The organism is Natronococcus roseus, from assembly GCF_043677095.1.
Taxonomy (GTDB): Archaea; Halobacteriota; Halobacteria; order Halobacteriales; family Natrialbaceae; genus Natronococcus; species Natronococcus roseus.
Map to the genome: position 1 here is coordinate 421,893 of NZ_JBHLJR010000005.1, position 17,750 is coordinate 439,642.

General features: G+C 63.6%; 21 protein-coding genes and 1 rRNA gene. 12 read left to right on the forward strand and 10 right to left on the reverse strand.

Annotated elements, in window-relative coordinates:
- Positions 1–40: 40 nt before the first annotated feature.
- Both ACFEMD_RS16120 and ACFEMD_RS16125 read right to left on the reverse strand, forming a co-directional pair.
- A complete protein-coding gene (locus tag ACFEMD_RS16120) occupies positions 41–808 on the reverse strand; it encodes a CAP domain-containing protein (RefSeq protein ID WP_394742225.1) in 768 nt (255 codons plus the stop codon).
- A gap of 63 nt (positions 809–871) precedes the next feature.
- Complete coding sequence (locus ACFEMD_RS16125; protein WP_005559758.1) at positions 872–1,174, reverse strand: lycopene cyclase domain-containing protein; 303 nt, start codon at positions 1,172–1,174, stop codon at positions 872–874.
- A 103-nt stretch (positions 1,175–1,277) separates the two neighbouring features.
- Between ACFEMD_RS16125 and ACFEMD_RS16130 the strand changes: the two genes are divergently transcribed.
- Positions 1,278–2,435: a CBS domain-containing protein gene (locus ACFEMD_RS16130; RefSeq protein WP_394742226.1), complete on the forward strand. Its 1,158-nt coding sequence runs from the start codon at positions 1,278–1,280 to the stop codon at positions 2,433–2,435.
- A 435-nt stretch (positions 2,436–2,870) separates the two neighbouring features.
- Here the strand turns inward: ACFEMD_RS16130 and ACFEMD_RS16135 are convergent, their stop codons facing one another.
- Positions 2,871–3,380, reverse strand: a complete 510-nt coding sequence (locus tag ACFEMD_RS16135; RefSeq protein WP_394742228.1) for a helix-turn-helix domain-containing protein — start codon at positions 3,378–3,380, stop codon at positions 2,871–2,873.
- Between the two features lie 300 nt (positions 3,381–3,680).
- On the opposite strand from ACFEMD_RS16135, the gene ACFEMD_RS16140 reads away from it, so the two are divergent.
- Entirely contained in the window at positions 3,681–4,238 is a 558-nt protein-coding gene (locus ACFEMD_RS16140; RefSeq protein ID WP_394742229.1) for a hypothetical protein, read from the forward strand.
- Positions 4,239–4,519: 281 nt separating this feature from the next.
- Entirely contained in the window at positions 4,520–4,993 is a 474-nt protein-coding gene (locus ACFEMD_RS16145; RefSeq protein WP_394742230.1) for a hypothetical protein, read from the forward strand.
- A 90-nt stretch (positions 4,994–5,083) separates the two neighbouring features.
- Here ACFEMD_RS16145 and radB read toward each other — a convergent pair whose 3' ends face one another.
- On the reverse strand, positions 5,084–5,794 hold the full coding sequence (radB, locus tag ACFEMD_RS16150) for a DNA repair and recombination protein RadB (protein ID WP_394742232.1): 711 nt from the start codon (positions 5,792–5,794) through the stop codon (positions 5,084–5,086).
- A 98-nt stretch (positions 5,795–5,892) separates the two neighbouring features.
- Between radB and ACFEMD_RS16155 the strand changes: the two genes are divergently transcribed.
- The 5 genes from ACFEMD_RS16155 (at position 5,893) to ACFEMD_RS16175 (ending at position 9,842) form a co-directional block, all read left to right on the forward strand.
- The gene (locus ACFEMD_RS16155; protein WP_394742233.1) at positions 5,893–6,645 is read left to right on the forward strand and encodes a hypothetical protein; all 753 of its coding nucleotides are present in this window, start codon (positions 5,893–5,895) and stop codon (positions 6,643–6,645) included.
- A gap of 128 nt (positions 6,646–6,773) precedes the next feature.
- Positions 6,774–7,994: a PQQ-binding-like beta-propeller repeat protein gene (locus ACFEMD_RS16160; protein WP_394742235.1), complete on the forward strand. Its 1,221-nt coding sequence runs from the start codon at positions 6,774–6,776 to the stop codon at positions 7,992–7,994.
- Between the two features lie 81 nt (positions 7,995–8,075).
- A complete protein-coding gene (locus ACFEMD_RS16165; RefSeq protein WP_394742236.1) occupies positions 8,076–8,933 on the forward strand; it encodes a triphosphoribosyl-dephospho-CoA synthase in 858 nt (285 codons plus the stop codon).
- Positions 8,930–9,562 carry a DUF447 domain-containing protein gene (locus ACFEMD_RS16170; RefSeq protein ID WP_394742237.1) on the forward strand — a complete coding sequence of 211 codons (633 nt, stop codon included), beginning with the start codon at positions 8,930–8,932 and terminating at the stop codon, positions 9,560–9,562. Before ACFEMD_RS16165 ends, ACFEMD_RS16170 begins: the two co-directional genes overlap by 4 nt.
- Positions 9,563–9,650: 88 nt before the next feature.
- Positions 9,651–9,842: a 30S ribosomal protein S17e gene (locus ACFEMD_RS16175; RefSeq protein ID WP_394742239.1), complete on the forward strand. Its 192-nt coding sequence runs from the start codon at positions 9,651–9,653 to the stop codon at positions 9,840–9,842.
- 82 nt (positions 9,843–9,924) lie between these two features.
- Here the strand turns inward: ACFEMD_RS16175 and ACFEMD_RS16180 are convergent, their stop codons facing one another.
- On the reverse strand, positions 9,925–10,191 hold the full coding sequence (locus ACFEMD_RS16180; RefSeq protein ID WP_394742240.1) for a hypothetical protein: 267 nt from the start codon (positions 10,189–10,191) through the stop codon (positions 9,925–9,927).
- Between the two features lie 208 nt (positions 10,192–10,399).
- Here ACFEMD_RS16180 and asd point away from each other — a divergent pair, with 208 nt between their 5' ends.
- Together asd and ACFEMD_RS16190 are read left to right on the forward strand one after the other, a co-directional pair.
- A complete protein-coding gene (asd, locus tag ACFEMD_RS16185) occupies positions 10,400–11,434 on the forward strand; it encodes an aspartate-semialdehyde dehydrogenase (RefSeq protein WP_394742241.1) in 1,035 nt (344 codons plus the stop codon).
- 142 nt (positions 11,435–11,576) lie between these two features.
- Entirely contained in the window at positions 11,577–11,963 is a 387-nt protein-coding gene (locus ACFEMD_RS16190) for a DUF7344 domain-containing protein (protein WP_394742242.1), read from the forward strand.
- A gap of 13 nt (positions 11,964–11,976) precedes the next feature.
- Here the strand turns inward: ACFEMD_RS16190 and ACFEMD_RS16195 are convergent, their stop codons facing one another.
- Together ACFEMD_RS16195 and ACFEMD_RS16200 are read right to left on the reverse strand one after the other, a co-directional pair.
- A complete protein-coding gene (locus ACFEMD_RS16195) occupies positions 11,977–12,408 on the reverse strand; it encodes a universal stress protein (protein ID WP_394742243.1) in 432 nt (143 codons plus the stop codon).
- Positions 12,409–12,610: 202 nt separating this feature from the next.
- The gene (locus ACFEMD_RS16200; protein ID WP_394742244.1) at positions 12,611–13,579 is read right to left on the reverse strand and encodes a D-2-hydroxyacid dehydrogenase; all 969 of its coding nucleotides are present in this window, start codon (positions 13,577–13,579) and stop codon (positions 12,611–12,613) included.
- Positions 13,580–13,693: 114 nt separating this feature from the next.
- Between ACFEMD_RS16200 and ACFEMD_RS16205 the strand changes: the two genes are divergently transcribed.
- Entirely contained in the window at positions 13,694–15,079 is a 1,386-nt protein-coding gene (locus ACFEMD_RS16205) for an NAD(P)/FAD-dependent oxidoreductase (RefSeq protein WP_394742245.1), read from the forward strand.
- A gap of 158 nt (positions 15,080–15,237) precedes the next feature.
- Here ACFEMD_RS16205 and ACFEMD_RS16210 read toward each other — a convergent pair whose 3' ends face one another.
- Entirely contained in the window at positions 15,238–15,612 is a 375-nt protein-coding gene (locus tag ACFEMD_RS16210) for a hypothetical protein (protein ID WP_394742246.1), read from the reverse strand.
- Positions 15,613–15,764: 152 nt separating this feature from the next.
- Here ACFEMD_RS16210 and ACFEMD_RS16215 point away from each other — a divergent pair, with 152 nt between their 5' ends.
- Positions 15,765–16,586, forward strand: coding sequence for a manganese catalase family protein (locus ACFEMD_RS16215; protein ID WP_394742247.1), 822 nt, complete (start codon positions 15,765–15,767; stop codon positions 16,584–16,586).
- 403 nt (positions 16,587–16,989) lie between these two features.
- On the opposite strand, the gene ACFEMD_RS22075 is transcribed toward ACFEMD_RS16215, so the two are convergent.
- Both ACFEMD_RS22075 and rrf read right to left on the reverse strand, forming a co-directional pair.
- Complete coding sequence (locus ACFEMD_RS22075) at positions 16,990–17,406, reverse strand: DUF7344 domain-containing protein (protein ID WP_449560125.1); 417 nt, start codon at positions 17,404–17,406, stop codon at positions 16,990–16,992.
- A 167-nt stretch (positions 17,407–17,573) separates the two neighbouring features.
- Positions 17,574–17,695: ribosomal RNA gene (gene rrf / locus ACFEMD_RS16225) — 5S ribosomal RNA — on the reverse strand.
- Between the last annotated feature and the right edge of the window lie 55 nt (positions 17,696–17,750).

Here is a 17,750-nt window from a genome sequence, read left to right on the forward strand (position 1 = left end):
ACGGACGGGAACGCCAAGAGTGTGGGACTTGCCGCGGGAGCTACCACTCGTGACAGAAGTTGTGCGTCGCGAACACCTGGCCGTCGTCGGCGACGTAGACGCCGACGCCGCCGCGGTCCCAGCCGTAGGGGACGTTCTCCTCCAGGATTGCCTCGCGGTGGTCAGTGGAGTTCATCCACTGGTTGACCAGGCCCTCGGCGAGCCCCTCTGCGGTCTGGTGTTCGACGGTGCCGTCGTCGCCCGACTGTTCGACCGGTCTGTCGATCCAGGTCATCGCGATGTTCTCGCCGTACCCCTGGCAGTAGTCCTCGACGTCGCTGAACCGGTCGTAGGGCTGGTCGCCGTCGGGGTTCGTGTGCGAGAAGTACTCCCGCTCGGCCATATCCCCGCTATGGGCTCGCGAGACCGAGGCGACGGTGCCGTCCCACTCGATCGACTCGAGGTCGTGTTCGGCCCGCCGGTCGTTGACCTCGGCGTGGACGAAGTCCTCGACGTCGTCGGAGACGACGGTCTCGACGTCGGTCTCGTAGCTCGATTCGTTCGGGTCGTTCGGGTCCGTCGTCTCGGGATCACGTTCGTCCGTCGGCGGCGGCTCCGAACTCGGCGAGGGCTGCGTTCCAACCTCGATCTCGTCGACGTCGTCGAACTGCTCGAGGTCGTCGACGAGCGCCGGCCCGTACGCGGCGCCGGCCAGCACGATCGCACCGAGCAGCGCCGCGACGACGGCGAACCTGACCAGTCCGCGCAGCAGCCCTCGGTCGGTCTCTCCTTGCTCCGCGGTCGGACTCGCGGAGCGGCGGTTTCCCATCGTTCCACTTCAAGTGGTAGGGAACCAAGAGCTTCGCGGTTGCACATACCCTGTAGGTGGTACCTACTCCGAGCCGAACAGCGTCTCGTGGAAGGCGATCACGAGCCCCGGCACGACCGCCATGAAGAGGTGTTCCTCGAGCGGGATGCCGGCGACGTCGATCCCGGTCCGGAGCTTGATGTCGAAGACGCCGACGGCGAGGGTGTAACGGTCCCAGACGTAAGCGATCGGGTACAGCGCGAGGATCGTCGCGCCCGCCCGCCGGAGCGCGTTCGCGCGACGGAGCAGGAGGAACGCGATCGCGCCCCAGAACAGCTCGGTCGCGAGGTAGGTGTACCGTCCGAAGACGCTGATATCGGGTGCCATGGGCCGAATACGGAGGGTGGGTCAAAGAATGGTGGCCATGATCCCAGCCGGCAGCACCGTGCAGTACGTTAAATACGCCGGCGTGAGTAGGACGACTCGAACGATGAATATCGCTGATATCGCGACGAAGGAGTTTATCGAAGTCGACGTTGGCACGCGGATGGGTAAGGTCCGTTCGACGTTCGAGGACGGCAACCCGAAGGGGATCATCGTCACCAACGACGGGGAGTACGAGGGCGTCCTCAGCGAGCGCGAGGTCCTCCAGTCCCACGTCGAGGACGACGCGAAGGTCGCGGCACTGATCAAACCGAGCCGAAACTCGCCGGCACCGAAGATCGACCGCCAGGAAAACGTCCGGGAGACCGCCCGGATGCTCATCGAGAGCAACTCGAAGGTCGCACCCGTCTTCGAGAACGAGGAGCTGTGGGGCGTCATCACCGACGACGCGATCCTGGAGGCAGTTCTCGAGAATCTCGACGCGCTCACCGTCGACGACATCTACACCTCCGACCCCGTAACGCTCCAGGAGAAAGACGGCATCGGCAAGGCGATCAACCACCTGCGGGAACACAGCATCTCGCGGCTTCCCATTCTGAACGAGAACGGCTTCCTGACGGGCGTCGTCACGACCCACGACATCGCCGACTTCGTCATCCGGGAGAACAACAAGACGACGGTCGGCGACCGCGTCGGCGACACCGACCGGATGCTCGACGTTCCGATCTACGACATCATGAACAGTCCCGTCCGGACAACCTCCCTCGACAAAACCGCGAAGGAGGCCGTCGAGACCATGCTCGACGACGACTACGCGGGCCTGATGGTCACTCCGGAGGACGACGACCGCGTCGTCATCGGCGTCATCACCAAGACCGACGTGCTGCGGGCGCTCACCTTCACCGAGGAGGAGCACATGGACGTCCAGATCACCAACATTTCGATGCTCGATACGATCACCCGCGAGGGGATCACCGAGAGCATCCAGGACGTCGCCGACAAGTACGCCGACATGCAGGTGATGCACGCCCACGTCCGGTTCTCCGAGCACAAGGAGAAGCTCCGGGGGACCCCCCTGGTGCAGTGCCAGATCCGCCTGCGGACCAACAAGGGGCAGGTCGCCGGCACCGGCGAGGGGTACGGCGCCGAGAACGGCTTCCGCGTCGCGCTCGATAAGCTCGAGCGGAACGTCCTCGAGCTGAAGGGCGTCACCAACGACGAGGAGTACCGCGGCCAGCTACTGCGGAAGCTCAACGAGCTGTAAACCGGTCCGACCGCGCCGTTTCCGTATACGGCTTTTTTGTCGCCCTACCGTCGACAAGCAGGGTCTCGCGTCGCAAACGCGAGGGTTCTCGGTAGTTTTGTTATTCGGTCTTAGTGATGAGTCCGGGCTGGTTGATTCGTTACGAAAGCGTACCCAACGCTGTTATTTCAACCACCGATGATATAGGAAGGGGGGCGTGCTGGATGTACAGCGCACCTCTCATATGAAGTCGTGCACAAGTTCGAAGTAACTATTGGAGAATTTCTGCATACAGTTGGGTCGCACCATACTCTAAGCAAAGGAAAGCATGAAGCATCATATGATACCCGACATCAATCGGTTAATTACATCATCTTCCCCTCAGTCTTGATATAGGGGTTTTCCGATTCTCTCTACCGTGATGCTCGCTCTCTCATAAAAAGGTGGATATGTTGGCTATTCCAACTCCTCAGTATCTATAGGTCGAGCGGGTATCCACTCCGGACGTGGTGCTTCCATATATTTCTCTACACCTGGCGTGAGCTGTGTCTTCATTGTAGTCTCTTGCAAACTCCGTTCTGCACGGAGTAAGTCGGCTGTTTCAAGGATTTCCCGACCTTCCTCAGTCAATCCATAGAACACATGCGGCAAATCACGCGTTCGATCATCTTTAGGTAATTCTACCTGCTCGACAACCCCGCGCTTGACGAGTCGCTCTAGGTGATTCCGAATAGTGCTCTTCGAGACCCCCGGCATGAAGTAGTCAAGCTCTTTGAGTGTCGGGAGCTGTGCAGGGTGTCCCACAATATTCTGAATGATTTCAAATCTTGTTTCTTGGGTGACGAGGTTGAGCAATTCACGTCGCTGGCCGGCTAATTCTGCATCACGATTCCCCTTCGGACCGCTATCAAGGTCGTGCGTTGTGTTCTCGGTTGGTTCTGTTTCGTCGCGTTTGTGCTTATACATGGGCTTTGTCGGCGTTTCCGCCGACTTTCTGTCCCAACGTAATCGTTGGGAATTGGTCGTCTTGATGGTATTCGGTATGCAGCTCGCCGTGTGGAACGGGTATATTTAACGAACTGGTCAACTGCGAATCGATACTAGCGTTCGTCGTCTACAGGCATCCATTGGTAGTGACAGTGTGTTGTCTCCCATATCTGTCCTGAGATATAACAGCCTCAGAGAAAAGTGTTGTGGTAGGAACCACATTGTTCTGTGTGGATCCAGTCATAAGTCTTTTATTACCGGGTCGCTAGGTCACGCGTAATGAACGGAATTAATCACCCTGGATTGGGGCTCGAGGGGCTCACTCCTGTTGAGCGGCAGGCTGTTAATAAACTAGATTCCGAACTACACTCCATTCGTCCTCAATATGATGGCCTCATCTTCGTTCTCGGAAATTTTGGAGATGAACGAGAAGACCGAATCGATGATTTTCAGGACGCGGCGCATTCGTGGGACGTGGCAGACTATGCAGCGGTTCGTATGGATGAATTCCTTAGCACGTCAGATACCGATCTTGAAGGTCACAGTAAGTTCAAAGTAATAGCAGACCACGCAGATGCAATTGTTCCGATTATCGAAGACGATGCAGGTGGCGTTACATGGGAGCAGGCCATTATCCGCGAGTACCGGCGGTATCGACAGAAAACATACCTTATGAAGCGGGCGTATCCGCAAAAAGACGAGCACGAAATCTACAGTTGGATGCAAAGTACTTCTCTCTTTGATAGGTTAGATGGAACAGGCCGAATGTATGAATGGACCATCGTATGCGATTTCCAAGCACAGATTGATACTGTACTGGCAGATATTCACTACTGATCCGACAATTCGCCAGTAGACTGATTCTCGTTTTCGATATCACAATCTGTACAGTGATGCTCACCCATGGATTCTTGTACCGTATATTTTCTGGAATATAAACACTATCGTTCCGATATCGTGATTGAAGGGACTGATACGGGCTAGTCAATTCTGAGGACTGCCTTCTCCGTATTCAGCACACTGCTCTTGGCAGCTAACTATGGTAGTGATTATCTCTTCGCTATCTACTATTCCTCGGTGACCGACAATCTTTTGCGAGGACACGAACGACTGATCGTATGTCAATCGAACGACGTTCGCTGGTGGTTCCGAGTCTCGTCTACCTCGGTGCTGCGGTGCTGATCGGAATCCCGGCGATGGCGGCTTCGATGACGGTGCTGAGTTTCGTCGTCGGCCGCGTCCTCGAGCTCGCCGGCGTCGACCAGCTCCCTCCGGCTGCCGGGTTCCTGGTGGTCGCGGTATCGATAGCCATCGGGCTCCAGATCGCCGTCGAGGCCGCTGCCGTCCACTTGGGCGGCCTCGAGGCGCTCGGGCGGGGGTCGCCCCGCGTCGCGCTCGTTCGGTACGCGCTGTTGACGGCGTTCGCGTTCGCCGCGCTGGCGGTCGCCGCGTGGGCGGGGCTGTCGGCAGCGCTGGGCGGATTCGGCTGGGGCATCGTCGCGCTCGGGCTCCTGGTCGGGGGTGCCGGAGTCGTCGTCCTCTACAGGAGTTCGCGGGTCCTCGTGGCTGGATTCCGTCGCAGTCAAGCCTGACGCTGGCTGGCCGGTTCTCGGTCCCGAACCGATACCCGCTCGAGCCGCGGGGCGAGACCGGGCACGGAACCGCTCGCGGTCTTCGTAGGCTCAGCGAAGCCCGTCGCCGTCCCCGCCCTCGAGGCCCGTTTCCGTAATCCGGAACTGGACCGAGTCGCCGACGGCCTTCGAGCGGTGTTTCTCGAGGGTCGCCCGGCGGTTGCCACCCCGAAAGCGCTCGATCCGGAGCACGGTGCCCGTCCAGTGCTCCAAGGTGTTGCCCCCGAGCGGACGGGTTCGATCGCTATCGGGGTCCGAGAAGACCTGGTTCGTGAGCACGACCGCCAGGTCGTGTTTGCGCGCCAGCGAGAGCAGGTGGGTGATCTGGCGGGCGACCCCGCGCAGTGCCTCGCCGTCGTCGCCTTCGCCGGTTCGCTCGAGGCGGTAGAAGCCGGTCGCGCTGTCCAGGACGATCAACGAGGCGCGGTCGGCGAACTCCTCGGCGTCCCGGACGGCCTCCTCCTGTTGTTCGAAATCGAGCGCCTCCTCGACGACGATCCGGGAGGCGACGCGTTCGACGTCCTCGGCTTCGTCGACCCTCGCGGAGAGCAACTGCTCGAAGCGGTCGATCGAGAGTCCCTCGGTGTCGATGTAGACGGCCGTCTCGCCCGCGACAGCGGTCTCGACCGCAGCCGACAGCGCGAGGTTCGTCTTGCCGGCGGCCGGCGGCCCGTACAGCTGCGTGACGGTCCCGCGCTCGAACCCATTGCCCAGCAGCTCGTCGATCGGCCCACAACCGGTCGGAATCGGCTCGTCGTTCACGGGCGATATTGCTCGCCACCGCGCAAAAACCTCATGAAATCCGCCCCGGTCGGCGGTGGTTCGCGTACGTTTATTCGAATCGGCATCCAAGGGAGAGCGTGATCGTCGTCGCCACGTCAGACTTCGAGGTGTACCACGGCGTCGTCAACGAGCTGCGCGAACGCGGCGCCGCGTTTACGACCGTCGAACCCGACGAGCCGCTGCCGGAGGAGACGACCGTCGTCGTCACCGGCGCCGACTACGCCGAGACGTTCCCGAACGTGAAGACGGTCGTCGCGGACCCGGACGCACCTCGCCGGGCGGTCGATCAAGCGCTGACGACCGCCCGCGGCGAGGGCGGCCGAACGATCGTCGGTGTCGACCCCGGACGGAAACCCGGCATCGCCGTGCTGGCGGGCGAGATGGTCGTCGCCGCGTTCCAGGTCCCGCTCTCCGACGCCGTCGACGCCATTCAGCGGGAGGTTGCCGAGGCCGCCTCGCCCGTCGTTCGGATCGGCGACGGCGCTCGGCTCCAGAGTTCGACGCTGATTAACGACCTCGAGGACGTCCGCGTCGAACTCGTCGACGAGACGGGAACGACGCCCTACCTCGGTACCGGCGCGCGCGGAATGGGCGACGTGCTCGCGGCCGTGAACATCGCCCGTCTCGAGGGTGAGCCGGTCGAACGTCGAGAGATCGAACCGACCGCGGGCGAGCTGCAGATGATCAAGGATCGGGCCCGCGAGCACAGCGAGACGAACCGAGCGATCGACGAGGTCTTGGCCCGGCGAGTTGCTGCGGGCGAACTGACGATCGAGGAGGCACTGATCCAACACCGGGACGACGAGACGACCGACGGCCCCGACTCCTGAGCCGGCGTTCAGCCCGAAGCCGCGGGCAAACGGACTTGCAGCCATTTTCCTATCCACCATACAGTCAAGTTATATTGTAATTTCAGAATTCCACAAAGGACATATAGTTGGAAAATGTGAAAGTCTGTATGGGTGAATGGAATAGACGATCGGTGATGGTCTCGAGTGCAGCGCTCGCAACCGGAACCGCCCTCGCAGCAGTCGGAACGAGTAGCGCGAACGAATCCCCCGACGTCCCCGTAACCCCCGACCAATCCGAACCGAAGGGCTGGTCCTCACACGGTGGGACGATCGGAAACTGTCGACACGTCCCCTCGAGCGACGGGATCGGACGACCTGATGCGATCGCCTGGCAGTACGAACACAGCGGTCCGGCTTCGGTCGTCGAGGGTGCGGTCTTCCTGCAGACCGACGGTGAGATCCACTCGCTGGACGCCGCGGACGGCAGCCTCCGGTGGACGGCCGACGCGATCGAGGCGTCCGGAACCCCGGCAGTCGCCGACGACAGCGTCTACGTCGCGGGCGAAGGTGTCGCGTCGCTCGAGGCCGAAACCGGCGAGGTTCGCTGGAGCGAAGGGTTCGACGACGCCGAGTTGGTCTCCTCGCCCGTCGTCGCCTTCGAAACGGTTTACGTGAGCGTCGAGGGAACGCTTCGCGCGTACGACGCGACTGACGGATCGCTCCGCTGGGAGCACGAGACGGTCGACGTCGAGACCGAGGCCGGCAAGGGTGCCTACGGGTTCCACTCGAGGAACGGAACAGTGGCCGTCGCCGACGGAACGGTCTGGGTGCTGCTCGACAAGCGACGAAGTGAGTCCGGCGCGAGTGCGGACGGGCTCGCGGCGCTCGATCCGACGACGGGCGAGGTCCTGTGGACGGATCATCTGGAATCGGGCCGTACCGCGAGCGGGCTGGCGGCCACCGAAGACGCCCTGTTCGTCGAAACCCCCACCGAGGAGGGAGTCGACGTCTTCGACGTCGGCTCACGAGAGGTCGTCGAGACCGTCAGCGACGCCTTCGACAGCGCGGCCGTCGGCGACACGGCGGTCACTCACGGCCGATACACGCTCTCGAGCACCGGCGCGGACGCGCCGTGGAACGATCGGGAGACCCACGCCTACGGCAAGCCGACGATCGTCGGCGATCTCGTGGTCATCGCCCACAGCCGTCGCGGCCGATCCTCGCCCGACGAACTCGTCGGCTTCGATCTCGAGGACGGGAGCGAGCGCTGGACGTTCGCGTTCGACAACGCCCACTGGAGCGACGGGTTCCCGATCGACGCCGTCGTCGACGGGGAAACGATCTACGTGGACAGAGACGGGAAGTTTACCGCCGTTCGGCCGTCGTAGTCGCTCGCGGCTCCGAGCCGAGATCGTTCTCGCAGCGACGAAAGGGACGTACTTCTATCCCGGGCTACCGTAGACGACCGTATGTACGGAGCCGCGCCCGATCGCACCGCCGAACTCGCACTGTTGCTCGAGGTCGCGGGGACGCCCAAACCGGGCAACGTCGATCGCCACCGCGATCTCGAGGACCTGCGGTTCGAACACTTCCTCGCGGGAGCCGTCGGCGCCCGCGACGGGCTCGAACTGGCCGCGAACGGCGCGGCCGTCGGTCCCGCTTTCGAGCGGGCCGTCGAGGGAATGGCCGTCCAGGAGGGGGGCAACACCCAGTTCGGCGCACTGCTATTGCTCGTCCCGCTCGTGCGGGCGGCCCGCGACGACCTCTCCCAGCCCGTCGTCGAGGGCGTCCTCGAGGGGACGACCGTCGCCGACGCGGCCGCGTTCTACCGGTCGTTCGAACACGTCGACGTCTTCGTCGCCGATCCGCCCGAAGGGATGGCTCCGCTCGACGTTCGACGCGGCGCGGCCGCGGTTCCGATCCTCGAGGAGCGCGGGCTCACGCTGCTCGACGTGATGGACCGTAGCGTCCCTGGCGACGACGTCGCCCGCGAGTGGGTCACCGGGTTCGAACGCTCCTTCGCGGCAGCAGAACGGCTCGCCGACGCAAAGGGGCCGATCCTCGAGCGAACCGCCGCGGTCTTTCTCTCTCTGCTCGCGGAGCGACCCGACACGCTCGTCGCGAACCGCAGCGGCGAGGCCGTCGCGGCCGAGGTGACCGAGCGAGCGGCTGCCCTGGTCGAGCGCGACGCGCTCGAGACCGATCGCGAGACGGTCGAGGCGTTCGCCGACGAACTCGTCGACAGCGGGATTAATCCGGGGACGACGGCCGATCTGACCGCCGCCGGACTGTTCATCGCCCTCGAGCACGAAACGGTGACACTGTGACCGAGCACTCGGACCGAACCGCGAATGCGAGTACGAACGCAAGCGCCGATCCCGATACCGTCGAGTGGCCCGTCTCGCTTGCGGGCGTCACGGAGTCGATCGTAACGACGCTCGGACCGAACGACCGCTGGAACGCCGCCCCGCTCGGGCTGTTCGCCGACGGGGACGGCGATCGGGTTACCGCGACGACGTGGGGAAACACCCGAACTAGACGGAACTTCCACCGGCAGGGCGAGGGCTACGTCCAGTTCACCGTCGACCCCGTCGCGTTCGCCGACGCCGCGCTCTCGATCAGCGAGTTCGACGACCCGCTCCTCGAGTCGGCGAACGCCTGGGTACGCGTCGCGGTCGAGCGGGTCGACTCGGGAACCGAAGGGGAAACCGAGTGGGAGGAGTGGACGCTCCGGCCCCTCGAGACCGACGTCGTCGCGGAGACGGTGACGACGATCGATCGCGGGTTCGGCGCCGTGATCGAGGCGACCGTCGCCGCCTCCCGTCTGGGCGTGCCGGCGTACGACCAGGAGGCGCTCCGGGAGCGACTGGAGTACTACGCCTCGGTCGTCGACCGCGCGGGGAGCCCCCGCGAGCGCGAAGCTCTCGAGCGCGTGCGCGAACACGCCGAGTGGTGACGACGGATCCGGTGTCGTCGCTCGTGGCACACCCGCTACGCCGCCGAAGAACGAATGGCTTTAGGGCGCGCTCGGGAAAGCCACCTGTATGGCAATCAAACCGGCCTACGTCAAGAAGACCGGGAACCTCCTGCTGGAGCGGTACCCGGAGGCGTTCACGACCGACTTCGAACAGAACAAGGACAGCGTCACGAAGCTGACGAACGTCGAATCCAAGGGCGTCCGCAACCGGATCGCCGGCTACGTCACACGGAAGAAAGGCGCCGAAACAGCGGCATAACTCGAGTTCTTACCCGGAAAATCGGAGACGAGAGTCGATAGCGTCGCGTCGGTCGAAGAGTGGAGTCGGTTCGAGGAGCAGTTCAGTGCCCGTGGTCGTCGCCGTAGCCCGAGTCCATGTAGGCCGCGGCGACGAACGCGACGATCCCGAAGAAGAGTCCGAACAGTAGCCCGACCATTCCGGTGATGATCGAGAGCTCTCCGGCGAGCGGGAGGCTCATCTCCTGGTATCCCATCACGCCGAGGGCGATCCCAAGCACCACAGCGAGCACCGCGACGACCGTCGCGCCGGTGCTAAAGCGGGTCTCGAACAGGCCGAGGTCGCCGAGACCGGCCGTCGAGTTCGTCACTGCGACCACCCCGAGCGGAGGGTGGGGGACGCTGCCGTTGCGGTACCTGCGTCGCGTCGGCGTCGGTAGTACTGCATCAGTCGATATGACCGACTCCGTTTTCTTAATCTCTTCTATACGGCCGTCTACGAGCCGACAGCCTCCGACCGACGGCAGCAGCCGCGGAAATCCAAACCGTTTTGCGGATACGACCCCGAGAGACGGGAAAATGGCAGTACGAGTTGGCGTACTCGGCGCGACTGGAGCCGTCGGACAGCGACTGATTCAGCTTCTCGACCCGCATCCCGACTTCGAGATCGCTGCACTAACCGCGAGCGAGGAAAGCGCCGGCAAGAGCTATCGGCAGGCCGCAAAGTGGCGCGTCGAGGGCCCCATCCCCGAGGACGTCGCCGAGACGGTCGTCTCGGCGACCGATCCCGACGAGGTCCCCGACGATGTCGACCTGCTGTTCTCGTCGCTCCCCTCGAGCGTCGGGAGCGAGGTCGAGCCCGCGTTCTGCGAGGCGGGGTACGTCATGTCCTCGAACTCCTCGAACGCGCGGATGGCCGACGACGTTCCGCTCGTGATCCCGGAGGTCAACGCCGACCACCTCGACCTGCTCGAGGTCCAGCGCGACGAGCGCGGCTGGGACGGTGCGATGGTCAAAAACCCCAACTGCTCGACGATCACCTTCGTCCCCACCCTTGCGGCGCTTGCCGACTACGGCCTCGAGAAAGTCCACGTCGCGACGCTGCAGGCCGTCTCCGGCGCTGGCTACGACGGCGTCTCCTCGATGGAGATCATCGACAACGCGATTCCCTACATCGGCAGCGAGGAAGACAAACTCGAGACCGAGTCCCGCAAGCTGCTCGGCGAGTTCGACGGCGCCGAACTCAGCCACGACGGCGTCGAGGTCGCCGCCTCCTGTAACCGCATCCCGACGATCGACGGCCACCTCGAGAACGTCTGGGTCGAGACCGCGGAGGAGCTCTCGGCCGAGGACGCGGCCGACGCGATGGCTTCCTACCCCTCACTCGAGCTTCGCTCCTCGCCCGACCAACTCATCCACGTCTTCGACGAGCCCGACCGCCCACAGCCCCGCCTCGACCGTTCGCTTGGCGACGGGATGGCCGTCGCCGCGGGCGGGCTCCGCGAGTCGTCGTTCGGCCTGCAGTACAACTGTCTCGCGCACAACACGATCCGCGGCGCCGCGGGTGCGAGTGTGTTGAACGGCGAACTGCTGCTCGAGAACGGCTACCTGTAGCCCGGTCGCCGGCCGACGTCCTGTTTCTGTAGTTTCCGTTCGTACCACGTATCTGCAGCGACCGACCTGAATCCGGAGTTGCGGCGCCCCTCCATCACAGTTTGGCGCGGCGCAAAAGTACGGACGACCCCACCAACGAACGATGCTTCCCGCCATCTCCGATCCGGAGTCGTTGACCGCTCCGTCGACCGAAGCCGCCGACGAGACGGGTGCGACGTTCGACCTCCTCGCGAACCGGCGCCGGCGTCTCGTCCTCCGGCGCCTCGCGGAATCCGACGCGCCGGTTTCGGTAGACGACCTCGTAGACCACGTGGTGCTTGCGGAGGACGGCTCCGAGAGCAGGTCGGTCGCCAGCGTCGGCGACGTAGTTATCGGAACGCGTCGTCGCGTTCGGTTCTCGCTTCACCACGTTCACCTTCCGAAACTGGTCGAGACTAACGTGGTCGACGTCGGTTCCGGTTCGAACGCCGTCTCTCTCGGTGAAAACGGATCTTGGCTTCTGGGTCGGCTGACCCAAATCGACGAGTAGGCGCCGTCGACGGTCAGGGTTCCGTCTGTGGGAGGGCAACGACCGGGACGGACGCCTCCTTGACCAGCCGTCTCGCCACGTTGCCCGTGAGAAACTCCGCGATCCGGTTGCCCTCTCGAGCGTTGAACACGACGGCGTCAGCTTGCTCCTCGCGGGCAGCCTCGAAAATCCGCTCGACGACGTCGGTGCCGTACAGTACCTCCGTCTCGACCGCGGCGGGGGACTCGTCGAGGACGCTCCTGATCCGCTCGAAGATGTCGCCGGCGTGATCCTCGCGCTGTTCCATCGGTGCCTTGTCGATCCCGCCACCCGCTTTCTCGATGACGTTGACGGCGATCACCGTGCTCGACGGCTCGAGGTGCCCCTGCAGCGCCCGGGCAGTCCGTTCGCCGTCGTCCGGATCCGCCGCGGGGACGATCACCGTCCCATCGAACGTTAGCGTCATCGATGCTCCCTCCGTTCCGGACGGGTTGTCGGAAATCGAGTCAGTTCCATTGGTCGGGATCCCATACCCGATCTGGGTGCCCACGAGTCAAAAAGCTACAGTTGGAACTCGCGAGCGCTTCGAGCCGAATCATGTACCGATATATCGGCGCAACCGCTTCCCGGATCGTGGTTGCATCGGAAACGACGTAGAGTAAACCGTGTCAGGGAACGACCTGGTTCCGGAGTTCGTCGTCACCGTCGTCGAACCGGCGAACGTTCTCCGCGACGATGTCGGCCAGCCGATCGTAGTACTGGGGCGTCTGCCCGGCGTTGTGGGGCGTTATCTGGACGTTCCCGACGTTCCACAACGGGTGGTCCTCGGGCAGCGGCTCCGGATCCGTAACGTCGAGCGAGGCCCCACGGATCCAGCTCGAGCGTAGCGCCTCCACGAGCGCGTCGGTGTCGATCACCGGCCCCCGGGCGACGTTGACGATCACGGCCCCGGGATCGAGCGTGATCATGACCTCGCGGTCGATCAACCCCCGCGTGAGGTCGGTGAGCGGACAGGCGAGCACGAGGTAGTCGGTCCGGGCGAGCGCGTCCTCGAACGGCTCGTCGTCGAAACCGACGACCTCGTCGGTGGGGCCGCCCTTCTCCGGGCTGTAGCGGACGCCGATCGTCTCGACGTCGAACGGCTCGAGGCGCTCGGCGGTCGCCCGTCCGATCGCGCCCAGACCGACGATAGTGACCGTCGACCCCTGGAGCTCGTGGGCCTGGTAGTGGCGCCACTCCCGTCGGCGCTGCCTGCGCTCGGCGACGTGGAACCGGCGTGTGAAGTGCAAGATCGCACCGAGGACGTGTTCGCCCATGTTCGGCCCGTGGACGCCCGAGGCGTTGGTCACCCTGACGCCGCGTTCTCGGAGTCGGTCGAGTGGCAAATGGCCGGTCCCCGCGTAGGCGCAGGCGAAGACCTCGAGCTCCTCGGCGACCTCGAGCAGCTCCTCCTCGAGGGTCATCCCGGTGACGAAGCGGGCGTCCTCGATCAGTTCGCGCTCGGCAGTCGGCGTGCGGGCGAGTTCGACGGTTCGGTCGGGAAGCCGATCCCGGAGCGTCTCGGCGTACCGTTCGATCGGCGTTCCGTGAGTTCCCTTGCGCAGGACGAGCAGATCCGTCTCGTCGGTAGCGGGCATATCCGGTGCCTCGAGCGGTGTCCCCAAAAGCGTTCAGTTCGCGGGGAGTACCGCCGCCGGTGGTCGATCCGAACTTCAGACAGTTTAATACGGCCCGTCCAGTCCCAACGAAGTATGGAACGCGTTGACGTCGCGATCGTCGGCGGCGGCCCCGCAGGCGCCTGTGCGGCGGAGCGAGCCGCCGCACACGGCGCCGAGACGGTGCTGTTCGAACAGGGTGTCCCGCGGGAGGACCGTGACGAACTCGGCCCGGACTCGACCGACGCGGCCGGCATGCTCGACTACTGGATCGACATCATGGACTTCGACTATCGGGAGATTCCCGACGACGTCATCCACCAGGAACTCGAGACCACCGAATTCGTCGGACCGTCGAGCCAGCTCGAACTGACGACGACGGGGATGGAGGCTGACTACCCCAGGTTCGGGTACACCTTCCACCGCGCCCGGATGGACGACTGGCTCCACGAGCGTGCCGCGGACGCCGGCGCCGACCTCCGGGTCGGAACCGGCGTCAAATCCCTCGAGACCGATCTACGCGCCTCGAGCCCGAAGGGACCGACCCACACGCTGACCCTCTCGAACGGCGACCAGCTCGAGGCTCAGTACGTCGTCCTCGCGGACGGCCCGCAGCGACGGATCACCCTCGAGGCGCTGGACCAGTTCACCCCGCCCGGACGGAGCGTCTCGGACCACCTCTCGCCGCCGGAGGCGAATCACATCGCCTACCAGGAGTACCGGGAGTTTCCCCCCGAACTGTTCGAGGAGGATCGACTCAAGTTCTGGTGGGGGTACATGCCGGGCGAAACCGCCTACCCGTGGGTGTTCCCAAACGACGGTACCGTCGCCCGAGTCGGCCTGACGATGCCGATCGGGATGACCCTCGAGGACGTTTCCGACCCCGCTGCCTACGCATTGCTGGAACCGACCGACGAACAGCTCCCGTCGGGAGCCGAGTACATCCGTCGGCTGCTCGAACAGGAGTACGGCGACGAGTACGACATCGAGGAGGACATTCCGATCGTCGAAGACCGCGGGAAATCGAGAGGGACGGAGACGTACCCGATCTCCTCGACGCGGCCGATCGACTCGCCAGTCGGCGCGAACATCGCCGTCGCCGGCGGCGCGATGGGCACCACGTCGGCGTTCCACGAGGGCGGCTACCACGTCGCCGTGCGGACGGGCAAGATCGCCGGACGTCTCGCCGCGACCGACTCGCTCGAGAACTACAACGAGGTCTGGAAACGCGCCATCGGCGACGAGATCATTCGTAACGTCGCCTTCGCCGACATCGTCGCCGAGTACGAGCCCGACGACTGGGACCGGGCGTTCGAAGTCATCAACGGGATGCAGGGCTCCGGCACGGATACGGCGATCCTCGAGCAGACCTACTCCGCCGGTATCGGCGCGACGAAACTGCTCGCGGCCTACAAGAAACGCAAGTTCTCCTACCGCGACGGACGGTACGTCCAGCTCTCCGAGGACGAGTACTTCTACTGAGCGGCGATCGACTCCTCGAGTCGGTCCCGACGACGAGCGACCGCCGATCGGCCCGCCGCACCCGAGGACGGAACCGTCCGTACGGATTGCCGTTCCCGTTTTCCGATCCAACCGCGTTCCGTTCGTGACTGTCCCGGAACTGTCCTCCGACAGTCGTATCAGGCCTCGAGACCGACGGCAACGAGGGACCGATTCGTCTCCGTCACCGCTTCTCGCGTCTCGCCGATCGTCAGCGACCGATCCGCGCGAAGCGGACGATCGGTCAACAGGACCGCTCGCAACGACGGGGCGTGGTCGTAGCTGATCACGTAAGCTTCGTGGGACTCGAGTCCCCGCGGCCGCCACCCGATATCGGGCTCGACGACCGTCACCTGGGATTCGGGCACGACCTGGTAGGGAGCCATTACTCCCTCTTCGATCTCGCTCCGTTCGGACGCTGCGTTCTCTCGGGGCGTCCCCGCGGCCGTCCCCGAGCCGCCGGTGATGAGTCCCGCTATGAGGACACCGTACCTGGCGAATGCCCGCCGCGACATCGATCGAGTACCGTGTCGGTGTATCGAATTCACGTCCACAGTAGCATCACCAACGGATGGATAATCGTTCGCCATGCGGCTACAAGGACCAACGTATCAGCTATCCATTCAAGTACCAGTTTTATTTCGATCGCTGTGGCCCCGATTGGTGGATGTTCTTTCACGAACCTGAGCTCCAGTACGAGGTTACCGTCGACGAACCGGACCCGCACTTCGCGAAACTGCTCCAGCAGGCGATCGGCGGGCAGGAAGGCGAGATGCGCGTCGCGATGCAGTACATGTTCCAAGCGTGGGCGCTCCCGGAGGAGTACGAGGAGTACCGAAACCTACTGATGGAGACCGCAACCGAGGAACTCGGCCACATCGAAATGCTCGCGACGGCCATCACGAAGAACCTCCGCGGCTCGTCCAAACGGATGAGCGAGGACGCCGAAGACGTCGCATCGACCGCCGCATCGATGACCGGACAAAACCCGCGCCAGTTCCTCTCGGCAGGCCAGTCGGCGATGCCCGTCGACAGCAACGGCGTTCCGTTCTCCGGCGGCTACGTGGTTGCCTCCGGAAATCTCGCAGGCGACCTCTACGCGAACGTGATGGCCGAAGGGACCGGACGTACCCTTGCAACCCGTCTCTACGAGTATACCGACGACCCCGGGATGCAGGACATGCTTTCGTATCTCATCGCGCGGGACACGATGCACCAGAACCAGTGGCTCGCCGCGCTCGAGTCGCTCGAGGACCCGGTTCCAGTTCCGGCGAGTTTCCCGCAGGAAGAGGAAAACCAGGAGGTCAACTACTCGTTCATGTCGACCAGGCGGGACCCACAGTCGGATCCGGAAGCACCGTGGACGCAGGGGGCTGCCCCGGACAGCAAGGGCGAGTTCTCCTACCTCGCCGAACAGCCGGGCGACGGATCCGGAATTCCGCCGGAATCGGATCCGAGTACGTACAACATTCCGGAGGGAGACGGGTAACCGCTCTCAATGCGCCCGTCTCGAAACCGAATTAACCAGCGCCCGCCAACAGGAGCCGCAAACAAGACTTAAACGCCCCAGCAATCTAGCAGAAATACGTGCCTTTAGTCCCCGTCCGAGCGAACCCATTCGGGTGCGATGACAGTACGGCGAACCCGGGCACGTGACATCTCGACCGTGACGGATTCCCGTCACGTCTGGGGACCGAGTCCCCCGCCCGGCACGAGGGTTAGCCAGCCGACGCGGCATGCCGCCACGGAATGACGCTGGACGTTAGTGTTCCGGGCGACAGCTCAGTTCTTTCGAGCGACTGCGCCGACCAGTGCCGATCGCCGAACGCGCTCGAGACGGTTCGAATCTGACTCACCGTCTTCGGCAGTCGCGTTGCTCCGAGCGACGGTCGTCACTCGCTCGGAGTCGGTGATCCTTCCGTTAGCGGTTCCGCGTAGAGGACCGAATCGACCGGTTCCTCGTCGGGAACCGGTCCATCGTCGAGCGTGCGCACCCGCCGAATCTCATCGCGCATCGACTCGAACGTCGCCGTGCTCGTAACGTCCCCGCTTCGGCGATCGTACTCGACGAGTCCGTGCTCGGTGAGTCGGGGAAGATGGTGATGTATCAGCGACGTCCTCACACGATGACGCTCCGCTTCGCTTACCGCGTCCGGCGGACACTCCCGTTCCCAGGCGGTAATTTGACGGCTCAACTGCTCGATCGACGTGTGCTGGTTTTGCAAAAAGTAACAGGCGGTGTACCGACATCGGGAGCGCGACAACAGTTCAAAAACGGAGGCAACGTCGTGGTTCGGTGAGTTCGACATATGTACGACTATCTCACCGGTCTCGCATAAGAACGGGCCCAAATATGTTTGATGGTCTGATGGGTGTTGAATACTTGCTATGCTCTACAGAGACGTTTCTGTCGCGATAGGGGCATAAATACGGAAAGCCCACACAGCGGTTGCTGTGCGGGCTCTAAGAGTATGAGTGGTGGCGGCGAATCGGATTTCCCAGAGGGTCGCCCACTCCAGTACTCCCCGAAACGCAGGCGGGCTTATCTTCCGTGTTCGGGATGGGTACGGGAGGGACCCCGCCGCTGTGGCCGCCTGAACGCCGATTCGCGGAATCGAACCGCGATCATTCCAATATCGGTGGCCTCTCTGAA

Excerpts from the sequence above, each read along its gene's own strand:
- ACFEMD_RS16200 (WP_394742244.1), bottom strand. The coding sequence starts at position 13,579 with ATGCCCGCTACCGACGAGACGGATCTGCTCGTCCTGCGCAAGGGAACT.
- asd (WP_394742241.1), top strand. The coding sequence starts at position 10,400 with ATGGCAGTACGAGTTGGCGTACTCGGCGCGACTGGAGCCGTCGGACAG.
- ACFEMD_RS16125 (WP_005559758.1), bottom strand. The coding sequence starts at position 1,174 with ATGGCACCCGATATCAGCGTCTTCGGACGGTACACCTACCTCGCGACC.
- ACFEMD_RS16215 (WP_394742247.1), top strand. The coding sequence starts at position 15,765 with ATGTTCTTTCACGAACCTGAGCTCCAGTACGAGGTTACCGTCGACGAA.
- ACFEMD_RS16190 (WP_394742242.1), top strand. The coding sequence starts at position 11,577 with ATGCTTCCCGCCATCTCCGATCCGGAGTCGTTGACCGCTCCGTCGACC.
- ACFEMD_RS16160 (WP_394742235.1), top strand. The coding sequence starts at position 6,774 with ATGGGTGAATGGAATAGACGATCGGTGATGGTCTCGAGTGCAGCGCTC.
- ACFEMD_RS16165 (WP_394742236.1), top strand. The coding sequence starts at position 8,076 with ATGTACGGAGCCGCGCCCGATCGCACCGCCGAACTCGCACTGTTGCTC.
- ACFEMD_RS22075 (WP_449560125.1), bottom strand. The coding sequence starts at position 17,406 with ATGTCGAACTCACCGAACCACGACGTTGCCTCCGTTTTTGAACTGTTG.
- ACFEMD_RS16120 (WP_394742225.1), bottom strand. The coding sequence starts at position 808 with ATGGGAAACCGCCGCTCCGCGAGTCCGACCGCGGAGCAAGGAGAGACC.
- ACFEMD_RS16175 (WP_394742239.1), top strand. The coding sequence starts at position 9,651 with ATGGCAATCAAACCGGCCTACGTCAAGAAGACCGGGAACCTCCTGCTG.
- ACFEMD_RS16135 (WP_394742228.1), bottom strand. The coding sequence starts at position 3,380 with ATGTATAAGCACAAACGCGACGAAACAGAACCAACCGAGAACACAACG.
- ACFEMD_RS16205 (WP_394742245.1), top strand. The coding sequence starts at position 13,694 with ATGGAACGCGTTGACGTCGCGATCGTCGGCGGCGGCCCCGCAGGCGCC.
- ACFEMD_RS16140 (WP_394742229.1), top strand. The coding sequence starts at position 3,681 with ATGAACGGAATTAATCACCCTGGATTGGGGCTCGAGGGGCTCACTCCT.
- ACFEMD_RS16195 (WP_394742243.1), bottom strand. The coding sequence starts at position 12,408 with ATGACGCTAACGTTCGATGGGACGGTGATCGTCCCCGCGGCGGATCCG.
- ACFEMD_RS16130 (WP_394742226.1), top strand. The coding sequence starts at position 1,278 with ATGAATATCGCTGATATCGCGACGAAGGAGTTTATCGAAGTCGACGTT.
- ACFEMD_RS16210 (WP_394742246.1), bottom strand. The coding sequence starts at position 15,612 with ATGTCGCGGCGGGCATTCGCCAGGTACGGTGTCCTCATAGCGGGACTC.
- ACFEMD_RS16145 (WP_394742230.1), top strand. The coding sequence starts at position 4,520 with ATGTCAATCGAACGACGTTCGCTGGTGGTTCCGAGTCTCGTCTACCTC.